The organism is Pseudomonas sp. GL_090 (assembly GCF_057837765.1).
Window position 1 is genome coordinate 3,971,720 of the sequence record NZ_CM174452.1, and the last position, 16,928, is coordinate 3,988,647.

Sequence of the window (16,928 nt, forward strand, 5' to 3'; positions counted from 1 at the left end):
GTTTCTACCTACTTATTGCATCAATCAGTAACCATTAACCTTCTCCTCACTCGGACGAATTCACGTCCCCACAGGAGATTTCATCATGCTGACTCTTCGCAAAGCCTCGGATCGTGGCCTGGCCAATCACGGCTGGTTGAAGTCCTTCCATACCTTTTCCTTCGCCAGCTATCGCAACCCGAAAGAGCAGGGTTTTTCCGACCTGTTGGTGATCAATGACGACCGCGTCGCTGCCGGCAAGGGCTTTGGCCAGCACCCGCACCGCGACATGGAGATTTTCTCCTATGTGCTTGAAGGTGCCCTGGAACACAAGGACACCCTGGGCACCGGTTCGGTGATCCGCCCCGGCGACGTGCAACTGATGAGCGCAGGCAGCGGCGTGGCCCACAGTGAGTTCAACCACTCCAGCACCCGGCCGGTGCACTTTCTGCAGATCTGGATCGTGCCCGACGTCAGCGGCGCCAAACCGCGTTATCAGCAAGAGCATTTCAGCACCCAGAAGAAACGCGGCCGCCTGCAACTGATCATCTCGCCGGACGGCGCCAAGGGTTCGCTCAAGGTGCGTCAGGATGCACGGGTGTATGCCGGCCTGATCGACGGCAAGGAAAGCGCCACCCTGGAACTCGCCGCCAACCGCTACGCCTATGTGCACGTGGCCCGGGGCAGCGTCGAACTCAACGGTGTGTTGTTGCAGGAAGGCGACGGTGTGCGGGTTCGTGATGAACAGGCGCTGACCTTGAGCAACGGCGTGGATGCTGAAGTATTGGTCTTCGACTTGCGCCCACAGGAACTGCCGCAAATGCCATGACAAAACCCTGTAGGAGCGAGCCTGCTCGCGATGCGCTGGGTCATTCAACAGTGATGTCGTCTGACACTCCGCCATCGCGAGCAGGCTCGCTCCTACTGGTTATTCACCAGTCCCGGCGAACCCCGCGACAATCTCATCGATCACCGCCCGGACCCTGGCCGTATGCCGCAGGTCCGCGTGGGTCACCAGCCAGATGTCATAAGGCATTGGCCGCGAGCGCTCCGGCCACAACCTGACCAGCCCCTCCTTCTCCCCGATGTACACCGGAATCTCTCCGACCCCGATCCCCGCCGCAATCGACCGACGCACCAGCAGGCTGGAACTGAGGCTCGCGACAATCCGCCCGCGCGCCACCGGTTCCGAGACCAGCGTCAGGTCTTTGTTGCCCTGCAAATATGGTTGATACACCACCAGATCATGCCCGGCGAACGCCGAACCCGGCTCCGGCACGCCGTGGGCATCGACATAGGCTTGCGAGGCAAATAACCCCACCGGCCAGCGAGCAATACGTCGGGCGATCAGGTCAGGGTTTTCCGGCCGGGTGTTGCGTACGGCGATGTCCGCTTCGCGTTTTGCCAGGCTGAGGATCTGCGTGGTGGCGTCCAGTTGTACCCGTACATCCGGGTGTTGCCGATGCAGACGGGCAATCGCCGGGATCAGGAAATCAATCGCCAGAGAATCGGTGGTACTGACGCGAACCGTGCCGGTCAAGCGATCGTCCAGGCCCTGGATTTGGCGTTCCAGTTCCAGCGCCGAATGCTCCATTTTCTCCACGGCCTTGAGTGCCGCTTCGCCGACAGCCGTCAGCGCATAACCTTCGGAGGTGCGCAGGAACAAGGTCGCACTCAATGACTTTTCCAGTGCCGTGATGCGCCGACCGACAGTAGCCTGGTCGACCCCCAATACCCGCGCCGCCCCGCGCAACGTGGATTCGCGGCAAACCGCGAGAAATACCCGGGCGTCATCCCAATTCATAACGCTCTCCTGATGATGCAATTACGCATCAGCATAGCGCGTAATCGCTGCATTAATGCTTCGAAAAACCTCGATATGCTAAAGGCCTGAGTGACCTTACAGGACAATGCACATGCACAGTTCATCGCCTCCCCTTACCCCGGCGCCCGGTACGATCTGGCTGCCGATCTTCGCCGGCCTCTGCGCCAGCCTGGTCAGCATCGGCCTGGCGCGTTTCGCCTACACGCCGCTGATTCCCTCGCTGATCCAGGCCCACTGGTTTTGCGCCAGTGACGTGGTGTACCTCGGCGCCGCCAATCTGGTGGGTTACCTGATCGGTGCACTGATCGGCCATCCGCTGGCACGCCGGACCTCGAAAAAGACTGCCCTGCGCCTGATGATGCTCGCGGTGACCCTGGCGTTTTTCGCCTGTGGCTTTCCGTTGTCGGTGGGCTGGTTCTTTGGCTGGCGCCTGCTGTCGGGGATTGCCGGTGGCGCGATCATGGTGTTGGTGGCGGCCACCGTATTGCCCCAGGTCCCGGCGGCCCGCAAAGGTCTGGCCAGCGGCGCGATATTCCTGGGTATCGGCCTGGGCATCGCCGGATCGGGGACAATCGTGCCGCCGCTGCTGAGCCTCGGCTTGCAGCAAACCTGGTTCGGCCTGGGCTTGCTGGCCCTGATCCTTACGGCTGCCAGTTGGTTTGGCTGGCCGACCACTGCGCACCCAGGCACCGTAGCGCCGTCGAATGCATCGTCGTCCACCCCCACCGACCCGAACGTTTACCTGCTGTTCGCCCAATACGCGTTCATGGCGGCCGGGCTGGTGCCGGCCATGGTGTTCCTGGTGGATTACGTCGCCCGCGGACTCAATGCCGGGGCACATGTCGGCGCGCTGATCTGGGTGATGTATGGGCTGGGCGCGATTGTCGGGCCGGTGAGCTACGGTTTTCTGGCCGACCAACTGGGCGCGAAAACGGGGATCCGTATCGTGCTGGTGCTGCAAGCGTTGGCGGTCGGCCTTTTATCGATCAGCAGTTCGTTCGCGGCGCTGGCTTTACTGGCGGTGATCCTCGGCTCCTTCCCGCCAGGCATCGTGCCGCTGGCGTTGGCGCGGGTGCATGAACTGATCCCCGGGCATCATCAGCAACAGGTTGCCTGGAGTCGCGCCACCGTGTCGTTCGCGACTTTCCAGGCGCTCTCGGGGTTCGCTTATTCGGCGCTGTTCAATGCCAGTGGCGGCCATCATGCCTTGATGTTCGTGATTGCCGCCGGGGCGATCGTTGTAGCGCTGTTACTGGAACTGGGCAGTCGATTGCTCAATCGCTCGACCGAATCTTTAACGCTCAATACAGGTGTATGAAAGTTGATGGCTCAGGGCTCCTGAAGGGTGGCGACCTCTGCGCCCTGCTCCCCCTGATAACGGGCCCGATAGCGCCCCGGGCTTTCCCCGGTCCACTTCTTGAATGCCCGATGGAAGGCGCTGGGTTCCTGGAAACCCAATTGCTCGGCGATATCGCTGATGCTCGCATCGCTCTGACGCAGTTGCTCAAAGGCCACGCCCCGGCGTACTTCGTCCTTGATCTCCTGATAGGAACAGCCTTCACGCTCCAGTTTGCGGCGGAAGGTGCTGGGGCTCAGGTGCTGTTCCAGAGCAAAGGACTGCAACGTCGGCCACTCACTGTAATGACTGCCGCGCAAACGCTGGTGAACCTGGGCTGCGAGGCCATGCTGGTTACGGAAGCGGATCACCAGCCATTGCGGCGCGGTACGCAAAAACACTTTCAGCGAAGCCAGGTCCTGAACGACGGGCAGACGCAGGTAGTGGCTGGCAAATTCGATTTCGGTGCGCTCGGCACCAAAGGTCAGGTTGGGACCCCAGAGCAGGCGGTCGTCACCCAGCGGCAGGCGCGAATGGCGGAAGTCCGCACGGTCAATGGGAATGCGCCGCCCGCCCAGCCAGCACAGCAGGCTGATCATCAACACCAGGAAGGTTTCTTCACCAAACCGGCTGGCATCGTCGTCCGTCGAACGGGTTTCCAGGCTGATGACCGCACGCTTGCCACGCACGGCCAACGAGCCGCGAAAGTCGCGCAGGAACAAGCCGAAGTTGGCCAGGCACTGACGCATGGCCTTGTGCAGATCGGGTTCCTGAATCAAGGCGCGACAAATCAGGGCGAAACTGCCCGGCGGCATGCCATGGGAGTCGAGCCCGAAGAATTCATCGTCGAGTTCGCGGATCTGAATCAGCCACAACGCCGCAAACGCGTTGGCCGGCACCCGCGCCGTGGGTTGGTGCATGACCGCCGGATCAATGCCCGCCTGTTCGAGCACGGCCGTCACGCGCTGCGGGTCATCCCTCAGCCCATGGATCATTGCCTGCACGAAATAGGCGGCAACCGAGTCCTTTTCCCGCATTGGTTCGCTTCTCTCTCATCACCCGAATGGCAAAAAACATCAGTGCCGTTGAACAGTTTTGGCATAGGACAACCGCCCTGCCGGCTCTAGACTCGCGGCAATAGTACGCCTTCGGCTGCAGTCGCGGCCAAGGTATCGCAGGGTTTGATCGAAGGATGGGAAGATGAATCTGCAAAACATCGGGGTGATCGGTGCGGGCACCATGGGCAACGGCATCGCACAAGTCTGTGCCATGGCCGGTTTCAACGTGACCTTGCTCGACATATCCGAAAGCGCGTTGCAAAAAGCCGTCGCAACGGTCGGTAAAAACCTGGACCGGCAGATCGCCAAACAAACCCTGACGCCAGAGCAGAAACAGGCCACCCTGGACAGAATCCGAATCAGCACCGATTACAGTGTCCTGGGTGACGCGCAATTGGTCATCGAAGCGGCCACTGAAAATCTCGACCTGAAATTGCGTGTGCTGCAACAGATCGCCGCGCAGGTCAGCAGCGAATGCGTCATTGCCTCCAATACCTCGTCGCTGTCGATCACCCAACTCGCCGCCAGTGTCAGCCAGCCTGAGCGTTTCATCGGCCTGCACTTCTTCAATCCGGTGCCGGTGATGGGCCTGATCGAAGTTATCCGCGGCCTGCAAACCAGTGACGCGACCCACCAACTGGCGCTGGACATGGCGACCACCCTCGGCAAAACCGCGATTACCGCGGGCAACCGTCCGGGTTTCGTCGTCAACCGGATCCTGGTGCCGATGATCAACGAAGCGATCCTGGTGTTCCAGGAAGGGCTGGCCAGCGCCGAAGACATCGACGCCGGCATGCGCCTGGGCTGCAACCAGCCTATCGGCCCGCTGGCCCTGGCGGACCTGATTGGCCTGGACACCCTGCTGTCGATCCTCGAAGCCTTCTATGACGGTTTCAATGACAGCAAATATCGCCCGGCGCCGTTGCTCAAGGAAATGGTCGCCGCCGGTTACCTGGGACGCAAAACGGGGCGCGGCTTCCATGCCTATGCCTGAGCGTTGCTCGCGCTTTGCCGAGTACCGGGACAAAGTCCTGGAGCTGTTTGCCTGCAAGGGGTTCGGCCAGGTCGGCATGCGTGAGCTCGCGACGTGCCTGGGGCTCTCCCCGGGCTCGCTGTATCACCATTACCCCAGCAAACAGCATCTGCTGCTCGACTTGATCGAGGAGTTCTACGAGGAGCTGCTGGCCACCCTGGGGCGTATCCAGCAAAAAGCTCCGGGCAAGCGCGACAAACTCAACAGCCTGATCCGCGCCCATCTGAATCTGCATCGGGAGATGCCCTGGCATTTCCGCCTGGTGGAGCGCGACAGCGGTTGCCTGAACGAAGAGCAACAGGCTCGGGTCCGGCAATTGCGCGAGCAATACGAACGCACGTTGCTGAGGATGCTGGGCGCGAAGTCGCGCTTCAGCGAGCAGGGCCTGCTGGCCGCCGGGCATGCCATTGGCGCCCTGCTCAACAGCGCTCCCAGCTGGCTGACGCCACATGTGCTGGACGAGCAGGAACGTGATGAGCTGTTGGAGAGCATGGTCAGTGGCGCCATTGAGCGTGTGCTGGCGCCACGGCGTGTGCCGGAGGCGATAAGCATCGCGCGTCCTATCGAAAAAACATCTAAAGAAACACAAGCTTCGACAAAGATTTAGCGCTTTGCTTGTCGGCTCGACACAATCGGAATTCGCCGAAAAAACCGGCGTCCAAACCGTTGTATGTACTCGAGCCACTGGAGCCGACCATGAAAATCAATCCCTACCTTATCTTCAACGGCGACTGCAAAGACGCCTTCACGTTCTATGCGCAGTGCCTGCAAGGCCAGCTCGAAGCCATGCTGACCTTCGGTGAAACCCCTGCAGGTGAGCATTTCCCCAAGGATCTGCACAACCTGATCATCCATACCCGCCTGATCGTGGGCGATCAGGCGATCATGGGGTCGGACACCACACCGGATCGCCCCGTGGATAAAATGAGTGCCTGTTCGATTTCACTCAACGTCGACAGCATTGCCGAGGCCGAGCGGGTCTTCAATGCGCTGGCGGGCGGTGGCTCTGTGCAAATGCCACTGGAGACCACGTTCTGGGCGGCGCGCTTCGGCATGCTGGTCGACCGTTTTGGTGTGTCGTGGATGGTCAACTGCGAAAAGGATCAGTGAAAGGCCTTGGTCGATCGGCAGTCTTCAAGGCACAAAAAAGCCCAACCTGAAAAGGTTGGGCGTTCTGGCAACTCCCGGCCTGTCTGCTACCGTCAACTAGCCACATGGATAGCAGCGAACCAGAGGAGAGAACCCACTATGCCGGCCCACGACCTGTCCTGGCCCACCCGTTTCAAATACTTGCTACTGGCCGGTGGACTGATCACCAGCCTGCTGACTCTCAATGGCTGCGCCACTGTCGATGCACAGACCACCGCCTACGTCGGCGTAGAACATCCGGCACCGACATCGCCGGACGAGGTTGTCGTGCTGCGCTCGGAGCCTCCTCGTCCGCATGTGCGCCTGGGTGAGGTGTTGATTGACGCCAGCATCGACCCTGCCCCGCCGATTACTGAAGTCGAACAGAAGCTGCGGGTAGAATCCGCCAAACTCGGTGGCGACGCCGTGGTGGTCGTCTATGACCACATTCAGGCGGTGGGTGCCTATGCCAGCGGACCGCTGTGGGCTCGCGACGTGACGACCATCGAGGGACGCAAACTCAAGGGCATCGTGATCAAGTACCAGTAGATATCTCCCCCCACGGAAGACAGCGTCAACGGAGGTTGAATTTGAATGACGTGGTGATCGCCCTCATCGTTTTCGCCTGTCTGTCCGCCAGCGCACTGCTGGGCTCGTACGTAAGGGAGCGATTACCGAGCCATCACCTGAGCGACGACTCCGTGACCGTGGTGAAACTGGCCACCGGTCTCATCGCAACGATGTCGGCGCTGGTCCTCGGCCTGCTTGTCTCCTCTGCCAAGGGCACATTCGATACGGCCAATGCCGAACTGGAGGGCGTGGCGGCGAAAGTGGTTCAATTCGACCGTTTAATGGCCCGCTATGGCACCGATACCCAAGACATCCGCACCGAGCTCAAGCACAACTACGCCGAAGTCACGAAAGTACTCGCCTCTCGCGATCGCCGTCAGATTGCAACACTCGATAGCCCCGAAGTCATCCATCGTTCTGAAGGTCTGCAGCGCCAGGTCGGATCACTGTCGCCGGGCAACGATGATCAGCGCTCACTCAAGGCTGAGGCATTGCAAGACATGGACACGGTTTTTGCCACCCGCTGGCTGACTCTGCTGCAATCCAATCAATCGATCCCGCCGGTGATGCTGGTGATCCTGGTGACGTGGCTGGCGATCATTTTTGGCTCGTTCGGCCTGTTTGCACCATGCAACGGCACCATTGTCGTCGTATTACTGATGTGTGCCCTGTCGACGGGGGCAACCATCTTGCTGGTAGAGGAACTCAATCGTCCGCTTGATGGTTTTATCTGTGTTTCGCTGGAACCCTTGGAGCACACGCTGAAGCGGTTGGGGCTGTAATTTCGCTTTCCCGCGGACAAAAACAAAACCCCTACCTGCATACGCAGATAGGGGTTTCGGAATTTAATCTTGACGATGACCTACTCTCACATGGGGAAACCCCACACTACCATCGGCGATGCATCGTTTCACTGCTGAGTTCGGGATGGGATCAGGTGGTTCCAACGCTCTATGGTCGTCAAGAAATTCGGGTACCGAATCGTGGCCGGTTGGCCGCGCTTCAGCAAATTGGGTAGGTGATAGCTTCGGTGTTTTGTGAGCATCTCGAACTTTCGGTTCGTTTCGTCTTCACACACCGCAATCTGGTCTCTTTCGTTTCTTCAACTAGGAGCATCAAATTGCTTGGGTGTTATATGGTCAAGCCTCACGGGCAATTAGTATTGGTTAGCTCAACGCCTCACAGCGCTTACACACCCAACCTATCAACGTCGTAGTCTTCGACGGCCCTTCAGGGGACTCAAGGTCCCAGTGAGATCTCATCTTGAGGCAAGTTTCCCGCTTAGATGCTTTCAGCGGTTATCTTTTCCGAACATAGCTACCCGGCAATGCCACTGGCGTGACAACCGGAACACCAGAGGTTCGTCCACTCCGGTCCTCTCGTACTAGGAGCAGCCCCTCTCAAATCTCAAACGTCCACGGCAGATAGGGACCGAACTGTCTCACGACGTTCTAAACCCAGCTCGCGTACCACTTTAAATGGCGAACAGCCATACCCTTGGGACCGGCTTCAGCCCCAGGATGTGATGAGCCGACATCGAGGTGCCAAACACCGCCGTCGATATGAACTCTTGGGCGGTATCAGCCTGTTATCCCCGGAGTACCTTTTATCCGTTGAGCGATGGCCCTTCCATACAGAACCACCGGATCACTAAGACCTACTTTCGTACCTGCTCGACGTGTCTGTCTCGCAGTCAAGCGCGCTTTTGCCTTTATACTCTACGACCGATTTCCGACCGGTCTGAGCGCACCTTCGTACTCCTCCGTTACTCTTTAGGAGGAGACCGCCCCAGTCAAACTACCCACCATACACTGTCCTCGATCCGGATAACGGACCTGAGTTAGAACCTCAAAGTTGCCAGGGTGGTATTTCAAGGTTGGCTCCACGCGAACTGGCGTCCACGCTTCAAAGCCTCCCACCTATCCTACACAAGCAAATTCAAAGTCCAGTGCAAAGCTATAGTAAAGGTTCACGGGGTCTTTCCGTCTAGCCGCGGATACACTGCATCTTCACAGCGATTTCAATTTCACTGAGTCTCGGGTGGAGACAGCGCCGCCATCGTTACGCCATTCGTGCAGGTCGGAACTTACCCGACAAGGAATTTCGCTACCTTAGGACCGTTATAGTTACGGCCGCCGTTTACCGGGGCTTCGATCAAGAGCTTCGCGTTAGCTAACCCCATCAATTAACCTTCCGGCACCGGGCAGGCGTCACACCCTATACGTCCACTTTCGTGTTTGCAGAGTGCTGTGTTTTTAATAAACAGTCGCAGCGGCCTGGTATCTTCGACCGGCGTGGGCTTACGGAGCAAGTCCTTCACCCTCACCGGCGCACCTTCTCCCGAAGTTACGGTGCCATTTTGCCTAGTTCCTTCACCCGAGTTCTCTCAAGCGCCTTGGTATTCTCTACCCAACCACCTGTGTCGGTTTGGGGTACGGTTCCTGGTTACCTGAAGCTTAGAAGCTTTTCTTGGAAGCATGGCATCAACCACTTCGTGTTCCAAAGGAACACTCGTCATCAGCTCTCGGCCTTAAGATCCCGGATTTACCTAAGATCTCAGCCTACCACCTTAAACTTGGACAACCAACGCCAAGCTGGCCTAGCCTTCTCCGTCCCTCCATCGCAATAACCAGAAGTACAGGAATATTAACCTGTTTTCCATCGACTACGCTTTTCAGCCTCGCCTTAGGGACCGACTAACCCTGCGTCGATTAACGTTGCGCAGGAAACCTTGGTCTTTCGGCGTGGGTGTTTTTCACACCCATTGTCGTTACTCATGTCAGCATTCGCACTTCTGATACCTCCAGCAAGCTTCTCAACTCACCTTCACAGGCTTACAGAACGCTCCTCTACCGCATCATCCGAAGATGATACCCGTAGCTTCGGTGTATGGTTTGAGCCCCGTTACATCTTCCGCGCAGGCCGACTCGACTAGTGAGCTATTACGCTTTCTTTAAAGGGTGGCTGCTTCTAAGCCAACCTCCTAGCTGTCTAAGCCTTCCCACATCGTTTCCCACTTAACCATAACTTTGGGACCTTAGCTGACGGTCTGGGTTGTTTCCCTTTTCACGACGGACGTTAGCACCCGCCGTGTGTCTCCCATGCTCGGCACTTGTAGGTATTCGGAGTTTGCATCGGTTTGGTAAGTCGGGATGACCCCCTAGCCGAAACAGTGCTCTACCCCCTACAGTGATACATGAGGCGCTACCTAAATAGCTTTCGAGGAGAACCAGCTATCTCCGAGCTTGATTAGCCTTTCACTCCGATCCACAGGTCATCCGCTAACTTTTCAACGGTAGTCGGTTCGGTCCTCCAGTCAGTGTTACCTAACCTTCAACCTGCCCATGGATAGATCGCCCGGTTTCGGGTCTATTCCCAGCGACTAGACGCCCTATTAAGACTCGCTTTCGCTACGCCTCCCCTATTCGGTTAAGCTCGCCACTGAAAATAAGTCGCTGACCCATTATACAAAAGGTACGCAGTCACCCAACAAAGTGGGCTCCCACTGCTTGTACGCATACGGTTTCAGGATCTATTTCACTCCCCTCTCCGGGGTTCTTTTCGCCTTTCCCTCACGGTACTAGTTCACTATCGGTCAGTCAGTAGTATTTAGCCTTGGAGGATGGTCCCCCCATATTCAGACAAAGTTTCTCGTGCTCCGTCCTACTCGATTTCATGACCAAGAGATTTTCGCGTACAGGGCTATCACCCACTATGGCCGCACTTTCCAGAGCGTTCCGCTAATCTCAAAGCCACTTAAGGGCTGGTCCCCGTTCGCTCGCCACTACTAAGGGAATCTCGGTTGATTTCTTTTCCTCAGGGTACTTAGATGTTTCAGTTCCCCTGGTTCGCCTCTTGCACCTATGTATTCAGTACAAGATAACCATCTTATGATGGCTGGGTTCCCCCATTCAGACATCTCCGGATCAAAGTCTGTTTGCCGACTCCCCGAAGCTTTTCGCAGGCTACCACGTCTTTCATCGCCTCTGACTGCCAAGGCATCCACCGTATGCGCTTCTTCACTTGACCATATAACCCCAAGCAATCTGGTTATACTATGAAGACGACATTCGCCGAAAATTCGATTGAGCTCCTAAGAGCAACTCACAAATTTTACCTTAGCCTGATCCGTTACCAGTGAAAGTAACGTTCAGTCTATCTTTCTATCACATACCCAAATTTTTAAAGAACGATCTAATCAAAAGACTAGAAATCAATATTCACGCTGGAATATTCATTTCTAAACTCTCAAACGCTTCGAAGCAGTTAATGGTGGAACCAAACGGGATCGAACCGTTGACCTCCTGCGTGCAAGGCAGGCGCTCTCCCAGCTGAGCTATGGCCCCATACAAAATTGGTGGGTCTGGGCAGATTCGAACTGCCGACCTCACCCTTATCAGGGGTGCGCTCTAACCAACTGAGCTACAGACCCAATTTCGAGCGCGTAACTGTTAGCTTGGAGCTATCAGCTTGGAGCTTAAAGCTGCTTCTATCGTCTTCTTCAATGAATCAAGCAATTCGTGTGGGAACTTATGGAGCAGCTGAGTCGTCGATTAAGGAGGTGATCCAGCCGCAGGTTCCCCTACGGCTACCTTGTTACGACTTCACCCCAGTCATGAATCACACCGTGGTAACCGTCCTCCCGAAGGTTAGACTAGCTACTTCTGGTGCAACCCACTCCCATGGTGTGACGGGCGGTGTGTACAAGGCCCGGGAACGTATTCACCGCGACATTCTGATTCGCGATTACTAGCGATTCCGACTTCACGCAGTCGAGTTGCAGACTGCGATCCGGACTACGATCGGTTTTGTGGGATTAGCTCCACCTCGCGGCTTGGCAACCCTCTGTACCGACCATTGTAGCACGTGTGTAGCCCAGGCCGTAAGGGCCATGATGACTTGACGTCATCCCCACCTTCCTCCGGTTTGTCACCGGCAGTCTCCTTAGAGTGCCCACCATGACGTGCTGGTAACTAAGGACAAGGGTTGCGCTCGTTACGGGACTTAACCCAACATCTCACGACACGAGCTGACGACAGCCATGCAGCACCTGTCTCAATGTTCCCGAAGGCACCAATCCATCTCTGGAAAGTTCATTGGATGTCAAGGCCTGGTAAGGTTCTTCGCGTTGCTTCGAATTAAACCACATGCTCCACCGCTTGTGCGGGCCCCCGTCAATTCATTTGAGTTTTAACCTTGCGGCCGTACTCCCCAGGCGGTCAACTTAATGCGTTAGCTGCGCCACTAAGAGCTCAAGGCTCCCAACGGCTAGTTGACATCGTTTACGGCGTGGACTACCAGGGTATCTAATCCTGTTTGCTCCCCACGCTTTCGCACCTCAGTGTCAGTATCAGTCCAGGTGGTCGCCTTCGCCACTGGTGTTCCTTCCTATATCTACGCATTTCACCGCTACACAGGAAATTCCACCACCCTCTACCATACTCTAGCTTGTCAGTTTTGAATGCAGTTCCCAGGTTGAGCCCGGGGCTTTCACATCCAACTTAACAAACCACCTACGCGCGCTTTACGCCCAGTAATTCCGATTAACGCTTGCACCCTCTGTATTACCGCGGCTGCTGGCACAGAGTTAGCCGGTGCTTATTCTGTCGGTAACGTCAAAACACTAACGTATTAGGTTAATGCCCTTCCTCCCAACTTAAAGTGCTTTACAATCCGAAGACCTTCTTCACACACGCGGCATGGCTGGATCAGGCTTTCGCCCATTGTCCAATATTCCCCACTGCTGCCTCCCGTAGGAGTCTGGACCGTGTCTCAGTTCCAGTGTGACTGATCATCCTCTCAGACCAGTTACGGATCGTCGCCTTGGTGAGCCATTACCTCACCAACTAGCTAATCCGACCTAGGCTCATCTGATAGCGCAAGGCCCGAAGGTCCCCTGCTTTCTCCCGTAGGACGTATGCGGTATTAGCGTTCCTTTCGAAACGTTGTCCCCCACTACCAGGCAGATTCCTAGGCATTACTCACCCGTCCGCCGCTGAATTCAGGAGCAAGCTCCTGTCATCCGCTCGACTTGCATGTGTTAGGCCTGCCGCCAGCGTTCAATCTGAGCCATGATCAAACTCTTCAGTTCAAACATCTTTGGGTTTTGAGAAAACCCTAAACTTGGCTCAGCAATCGTTGGTTACATCTTTGATTTCTCGCGGAGTAACTTGTGATGCTGATAATCTGTTGACTAGCAGTCTGACTCCACAAGCACCCACACGAATTGCTTGATTCAGTTGTTAAAGAGCGGTTGGTTAAGATCTTTCGTCTCAACCGAGGCGCGCATTCTACAGCAGCCTCATTTGCTGTCAAGTGATTATTTTCTGAAGTTTTCCAAGTTTCCTTTTCAACTTCAACCACTTGCGCTTCAGATCTCTCGTCAGCGGGAGGCGAATTCTACAGCGTTACACGCTGCTGTCAACACCTCTTTTTCAACTCCCTTTCGGCTTCAATGAACTGAAGCAACCCGCTGCCGAAAACTGCGTAACTCATTGTTTACCAAGGAATTTTCCGTTTCGACTGCGCCGGAAGTGGGGCGAATTATAGACACTTGTAATCTGCCGTCAAGCATTGATTCAGGCTTTCTATCAACAAGCTGCAAAAAGCAGCAAAGCGCCCCAATGGACGCCTGTATAGAAGGACCAGAACGCCCCTCTATATAGAAGAGCTTCCTCATAGGCAGCCACAGCCCATGTCATAGCCAAAAAACAAAAAAGCACCCAAGGTGCTTTTTTGTTATCGCTATCAGCTGGACAAGGCCGCCACCCTCGCCCGCGCCGTGTGCAGCTTTTTATAGCTGTCGATCAGGCGAAGGTGTCTGTCGAGACCTTCCAGTTTCATGCTCGTCGGCGTCAGACCGTAGAAACGTACGCTGCCATCCACGGACCCTATCGCCGCGTCCATCCGCTCGTTACCGAACATCCGGCGGAAGTTGACCTCGTAGTCGCTCAGTTCCAGATCATCGTCCAGCTGCATTTCCAGCACGACGTTCACGGCTTGATAAAACAAACCGCGTTCGACGGTGTTGTCGTTGTATTGCAAGAAGGCTTCCACCAGATCCTTGGCCTGGTCAAACTTCTGCAAGGCGAGATAAATCAGCAGCCTCAGCTCCAGGATCGTCAACTTGCCCCAGGGCGTGTTGTCGTCGAACTCGATGCCGATCAAGGTGGTGATGTCGGTGTAATCATCCAGCTCGCTGTTTTCCAGACCCTTGGCCAGCGTTCTCAGGCCGACCTTGCTCAGGCTGTGCAGGTTCAGGATATCGGCGCGGAACTGCAGCGCTTTGTTGGTGTTATCCCAGATCAAATCTTCTACCGGATAAATTTCCGAGTAATCCGGCACCAGAATGCGGCAGGCCTTGGCGCCGATGTGCTCATAGACCGCCATGTACACTTCTTTGCCCATGTCTTCGAGAATGCCGAACAAGGTCGCGGCCTCTTCGGCATTGGAGTTTTCTCCGTGACCGGAGAAATCCCACTCAACGAATTCGAAATCCGGCTTGGCACTGAAGAAGCGCCACGAGACCACACCGCTGGAATCGATAAAGTGCTCGACGAAATTGTTCGGTTCAGTCACCGCCTGACCTTCGAAGGTCGGCTGAGGCAGATCGTTCAGGCCTTCGAAACTGCGGCCTTGCAGCAGTTCCGTCAGGCTGCGCTCCAGCGCCACTTCCAGGCTTGGGTGCGCGCCGAACGAGGCAAACACGCCACCGGTACGCGGGTTCATCAAGGTCACGCACATCACCGGGAACTCCCCGCCCAGCGATGCATCCTTGACCAGCACCGGGAAGCCCTGCTCTTCCAGGGCCTGGATACCCGCCAGAATGCCCGGGTATTTCGCCAGCACTTGCTGCGGCACATCCGGCAGGGCCATTTCGCCTTCGAGGATTTCGCGCTTGACCGCGCGCTCGAAGATCTCCGACAGGCACTGCACCTGGGCTTCGGCCAGCGTGTTGCCAGCGCTCATGCCATTGCTCAGGAACAGGTTTTCGATCAGGTTGGACGGGAAGTACACCACCTCATTGTCCGACTGGCGCACAAACGGCAGTGAGCAAATGCCCCGTTGGGTGTTGCCAGAGTTAGTGTCGTACAGATGCGAGCCACGCAACTCGCCATCCCGGTCGTAAACCTTCAGGCAGTACTCGTCGAGGATTTCACTCGGCAGTTCGTCCTTCGGGCCCGGCTTGAACCAGCGCTCGTCCGGGTAATGCACAAACGCAGCGTTGGCGATGTCCTCGCCCCAGAACTGATCGTTGTAGAAGAAGTTGCAGTTGAGCCGCTCGATAAACTCGCCCAGAGCCGATGCCAGCGCACCCTCCTTGGTCGCGCCCTTGCCGTTGGTAAAACACATCGGCGAGTGCGCATCGCGGATGTGCAGCGACCACACATTGGGCACGATATTGCGCCACGAAGCGATTTCAATCTTCATGCCCAGGTCGGCCAGAATGCCCGACATGTTGGCGATGGTTTGTTCCAGCGGCAGGTCCTTGCCCACAATGCAGGTGCCCGCTTCGCCAGTCGAGTGCGGCATCAGCAACGCCTGGGCATCGGCGTCGAGGTTTTCGACCTCTTCAATCACGAACTCAGGCCCGGTTTGCACCACCTTCTTTACCGTGCAACGGTCGATGGAGCGCAAGATCCCCTGACGATCCTTGGCGGAGATGTCCGCCGGCAATTCGACCTGAATCTTGAAAATCTGGTTGTAGCGGTTTTCCGGATCAACAATGTTGTTCTGCGACAGGCGGATATTTTCGGTGGGGATATTGCGGGTTTCGCAATACAACTTCACGAAGTACGCCGCGCACAATGCCGACGAAGCCAGGAAGTAATCGAACGGCCCCGGTGCCGAGCCATCGCCCTTGTAGCGAATGGGTTGATCGGCAATCACCGTGAAGTCGTCGAACTTGGCCTCAAGTCGAAGGTTGTCGAGAAAGTTGACCTTGATTTCCATGCGTGCTTACCAGAATAACGAGCTATACAATTTGGCCGCCATTATCCGGTTTTTCAGCACAGACCGTTAACTTTCCACTATTTTTCGACCAACACCACCCCGCGCTCCTCAAGCAAGCGCACAAACATAGTCAGGCTCTGCGACACCGTCCCCCTGCGCCACACCAGCCAGGTGCGTAAATAGCGGAACGACTCCGACAACGGCCAGACGCTGACCGTCGTGCAACCAGGCATGCTTTCGAGCATGCTGCGGGGCATCAGCGCCAGACCGGCACCGGCGCTGACGCAGGCCAGCATGCCGTGATAGGACTCCATTTCGAAAATCTTGCCGGGCACCGCCGCGCCATTGGCGAACCAGCTTTCGAAGTGGTGGCGATAAGAGCAGTTGGAGCGGAAGGCATAGATGTTTTCGCCATTCACATCCTTGGCCCGATGAATCGGCTCATGGTTGAGCGGTGCGATCAGGACCATTTCCTCTTCGAAAGCCGGCACGCCCTCCAGCGCCGGATGCAGCACCGGACCATCGACAAATGCAGCGGCCAGTCGCCCCGACAGCACGCCATCGATCATGGTCCCGGAGGGGCCGGTGGACAGGTCCAGTTCGACCTTGGCGTGCTTCTGGTTATAGGCGGCCAATAGCTCTGGAATACGTACCGCCGCAGTACTTTCCAGCGAGCCCAGGGCGAAGGCCCCCTGCGGTTCTTCACCCGCCACTGTCGCGCGCGCCTCCTGAACCAGGTCGAGAATACGACGAGCGTAATCCAGAAAACTCCATCCGGCCGGCGACAGGCGCAGGCGACTCTTCTCGCGGATAAACAGGTCCACACCCAGATCCAACTCAAGCTGCTTGATTCTGGTGGTGAGATTCGATGGCACCCGGTGGATATGCTGGGCAGCCACGCTGATGCTGCCGTGCTCGGCGACAGCCTTGAAAATTTCGAGCTGAACCAGATCCAAGTCATTCTCCAAACGTGAACGTTACGCTCAGTATTATTCAGTTTCCAGAAAACATACAGCCCCATACCCTGAGCACATTCCTACCTCGCAG

Annotated in this window: 11 protein-coding genes, 2 tRNA genes and 3 rRNA genes; 7 read left to right on the top strand and 9 right to left on the bottom strand. The window is 56.6% G+C overall.

All coding sequences use genetic code 11. The features are described from left to right. Positions 1–85 precede the first annotated feature (85 nt). Complete coding sequence (locus tag AC3ITA_RS17770) at positions 86–808, top strand: pirin family protein (RefSeq protein WP_414874467.1); 723 nt, start codon at positions 86–88, stop codon at positions 806–808. Between the two features lie 99 nt (positions 809–907). Here the strand turns inward: AC3ITA_RS17770 and AC3ITA_RS17775 are convergent, their stop codons facing one another. Beyond that, a complete protein-coding gene (locus AC3ITA_RS17775) occupies positions 908–1,783 on the bottom strand; it encodes a LysR family transcriptional regulator (protein WP_056723452.1) in 876 nt (291 codons plus the stop codon). A gap of 112 nt (positions 1,784–1,895) precedes the next feature. Here AC3ITA_RS17775 and AC3ITA_RS17780 point away from each other — a divergent pair, with 112 nt between their 5' ends. Next, the gene (locus tag AC3ITA_RS17780; RefSeq protein WP_095942834.1) at positions 1,896–3,122 is read left to right on the top strand and encodes a YbfB/YjiJ family MFS transporter; all 1,227 of its coding nucleotides are present in this window, start codon (positions 1,896–1,898) and stop codon (positions 3,120–3,122) included. An 11-nt stretch (positions 3,123–3,133) separates the two neighbouring features. Here the strand turns inward: AC3ITA_RS17780 and AC3ITA_RS17785 are convergent, their stop codons facing one another. Further along, positions 3,134–4,177 (bottom strand): AraC family transcriptional regulator, encoded by a 1,044-nt coding sequence (locus tag AC3ITA_RS17785; RefSeq protein ID WP_414928155.1) that lies wholly within the window; start codon positions 4,175–4,177, stop codon positions 3,134–3,136. A gap of 163 nt (positions 4,178–4,340) precedes the next feature. On the opposite strand from AC3ITA_RS17785, the gene AC3ITA_RS17790 reads away from it, so the two are divergent. The 5 genes from AC3ITA_RS17790 to AC3ITA_RS17810 all read left to right on the top strand — a co-directional run bounded on the left by AC3ITA_RS17790 (position 4,341) and on the right by AC3ITA_RS17810 (position 7,711). Next, positions 4,341–5,192, top strand: a complete 852-nt coding sequence (locus AC3ITA_RS17790; protein ID WP_489278091.1) for a 3-hydroxybutyryl-CoA dehydrogenase — start codon at positions 4,341–4,343, stop codon at positions 5,190–5,192. Beyond that, positions 5,179–5,838: a TetR/AcrR family transcriptional regulator gene (locus AC3ITA_RS17795; protein WP_095942831.1), complete on the top strand. Its 660-nt coding sequence runs from the start codon at positions 5,179–5,181 to the stop codon at positions 5,836–5,838. The genes AC3ITA_RS17790 and AC3ITA_RS17795 overlap by 14 nt, the downstream gene beginning before the upstream one ends. Positions 5,839–5,927: 89 nt before the next feature. After that, positions 5,928–6,341, top strand: coding sequence for a VOC family protein (locus AC3ITA_RS17800; protein WP_150674293.1), 414 nt, complete (start codon positions 5,928–5,930; stop codon positions 6,339–6,341). A gap of 138 nt (positions 6,342–6,479) precedes the next feature. Then, positions 6,480–6,908, top strand: coding sequence for a hypothetical protein (locus AC3ITA_RS17805; RefSeq protein WP_095942829.1), 429 nt, complete (start codon positions 6,480–6,482; stop codon positions 6,906–6,908). Between the two features lie 50 nt (positions 6,909–6,958). Then, on the top strand, positions 6,959–7,711 hold the full coding sequence (locus AC3ITA_RS17810) for a bestrophin-like domain (RefSeq protein WP_224790058.1): 753 nt from the start codon (positions 6,959–6,961) through the stop codon (positions 7,709–7,711). Positions 7,712–7,778: 67 nt separating this feature from the next. Here the strand turns inward: AC3ITA_RS17810 and rrf are convergent. The 7 genes from rrf to ptrR all read right to left on the bottom strand — a co-directional run bounded on the left by rrf (position 7,779) and on the right by ptrR (position 16,837). Beyond that, positions 7,779–7,894 (bottom strand): 5S ribosomal RNA (rrf, locus tag AC3ITA_RS17815). A gap of 170 nt (positions 7,895–8,064) precedes the next feature. Beyond that, a 23S ribosomal RNA gene (locus AC3ITA_RS17820) occupies positions 8,065–10,958 on the bottom strand. Positions 10,959–11,199: 241 nt separating this feature from the next. Beyond that, positions 11,200–11,275, bottom strand: a tRNA-Ala gene (locus tag AC3ITA_RS17825). Between the two features lie 9 nt (positions 11,276–11,284). After that, positions 11,285–11,361: transfer RNA gene (locus AC3ITA_RS17830), tRNA-Ile, on the bottom strand. Between the two features lie 122 nt (positions 11,362–11,483). Then, positions 11,484–13,020: ribosomal RNA gene (locus AC3ITA_RS17835) — 16S ribosomal RNA — on the bottom strand. Together the 16S, 23S and 5S rRNA genes with 2 tRNA genes alongside form the textbook arrangement of a ribosomal RNA operon. 656 nt (positions 13,021–13,676) lie before the next feature. Continuing rightward, positions 13,677–15,881: an OsmC domain/YcaO domain-containing protein gene (locus tag AC3ITA_RS17840; protein ID WP_150674236.1), complete on the bottom strand. Its 2,205-nt coding sequence runs from the start codon at positions 15,879–15,881 to the stop codon at positions 13,677–13,679. Between the two features lie 77 nt (positions 15,882–15,958). Further along, the gene (gene ptrR, locus AC3ITA_RS17845) at positions 15,959–16,837 is read right to left on the bottom strand and encodes a putrescine utilization regulator PtrR (protein WP_008047600.1); all 879 of its coding nucleotides are present in this window, start codon (positions 16,835–16,837) and stop codon (positions 15,959–15,961) included. Positions 16,838–16,928 lie beyond the last annotated feature (91 nt).

What these genes read in the sequence shown, in the direction of transcription:
- AC3ITA_RS17800 (WP_150674293.1), top strand. Translation starts at nt 5,928, where the DNA reads ATGAAAATCAATCCCTACCTTATCTTCAACGGCGACTGCAAAGACGCC.
- AC3ITA_RS17770 (WP_414874467.1), top strand. Translation starts at nt 86, where the DNA reads ATGCTGACTCTTCGCAAAGCCTCGGATCGTGGCCTGGCCAATCACGGC.
- AC3ITA_RS17840 (WP_150674236.1), bottom strand. Translation starts at nt 15,881, where the DNA reads ATGGAAATCAAGGTCAACTTTCTCGACAACCTTCGACTTGAGGCCAAG.
- AC3ITA_RS17780 (WP_095942834.1), top strand. Translation starts at nt 1,896, where the DNA reads ATGCACAGTTCATCGCCTCCCCTTACCCCGGCGCCCGGTACGATCTGG.
- AC3ITA_RS17785 (WP_414928155.1), bottom strand. Translation starts at nt 4,177, where the DNA reads ATGCGGGAAAAGGACTCGGTTGCCGCCTATTTCGTGCAGGCAATGATC.
- AC3ITA_RS17775 (WP_056723452.1), bottom strand. Translation starts at nt 1,783, where the DNA reads ATGAATTGGGATGACGCCCGGGTATTTCTCGCGGTTTGCCGCGAATCC.
- AC3ITA_RS17795 (WP_095942831.1), top strand. Translation starts at nt 5,179, where the DNA reads ATGCCTATGCCTGAGCGTTGCTCGCGCTTTGCCGAGTACCGGGACAAA.
- AC3ITA_RS17805 (WP_095942829.1), top strand. Translation starts at nt 6,480, where the DNA reads ATGCCGGCCCACGACCTGTCCTGGCCCACCCGTTTCAAATACTTGCTA.
- AC3ITA_RS17790 (WP_489278091.1), top strand. Translation starts at nt 4,341, where the DNA reads ATGAATCTGCAAAACATCGGGGTGATCGGTGCGGGCACCATGGGCAAC.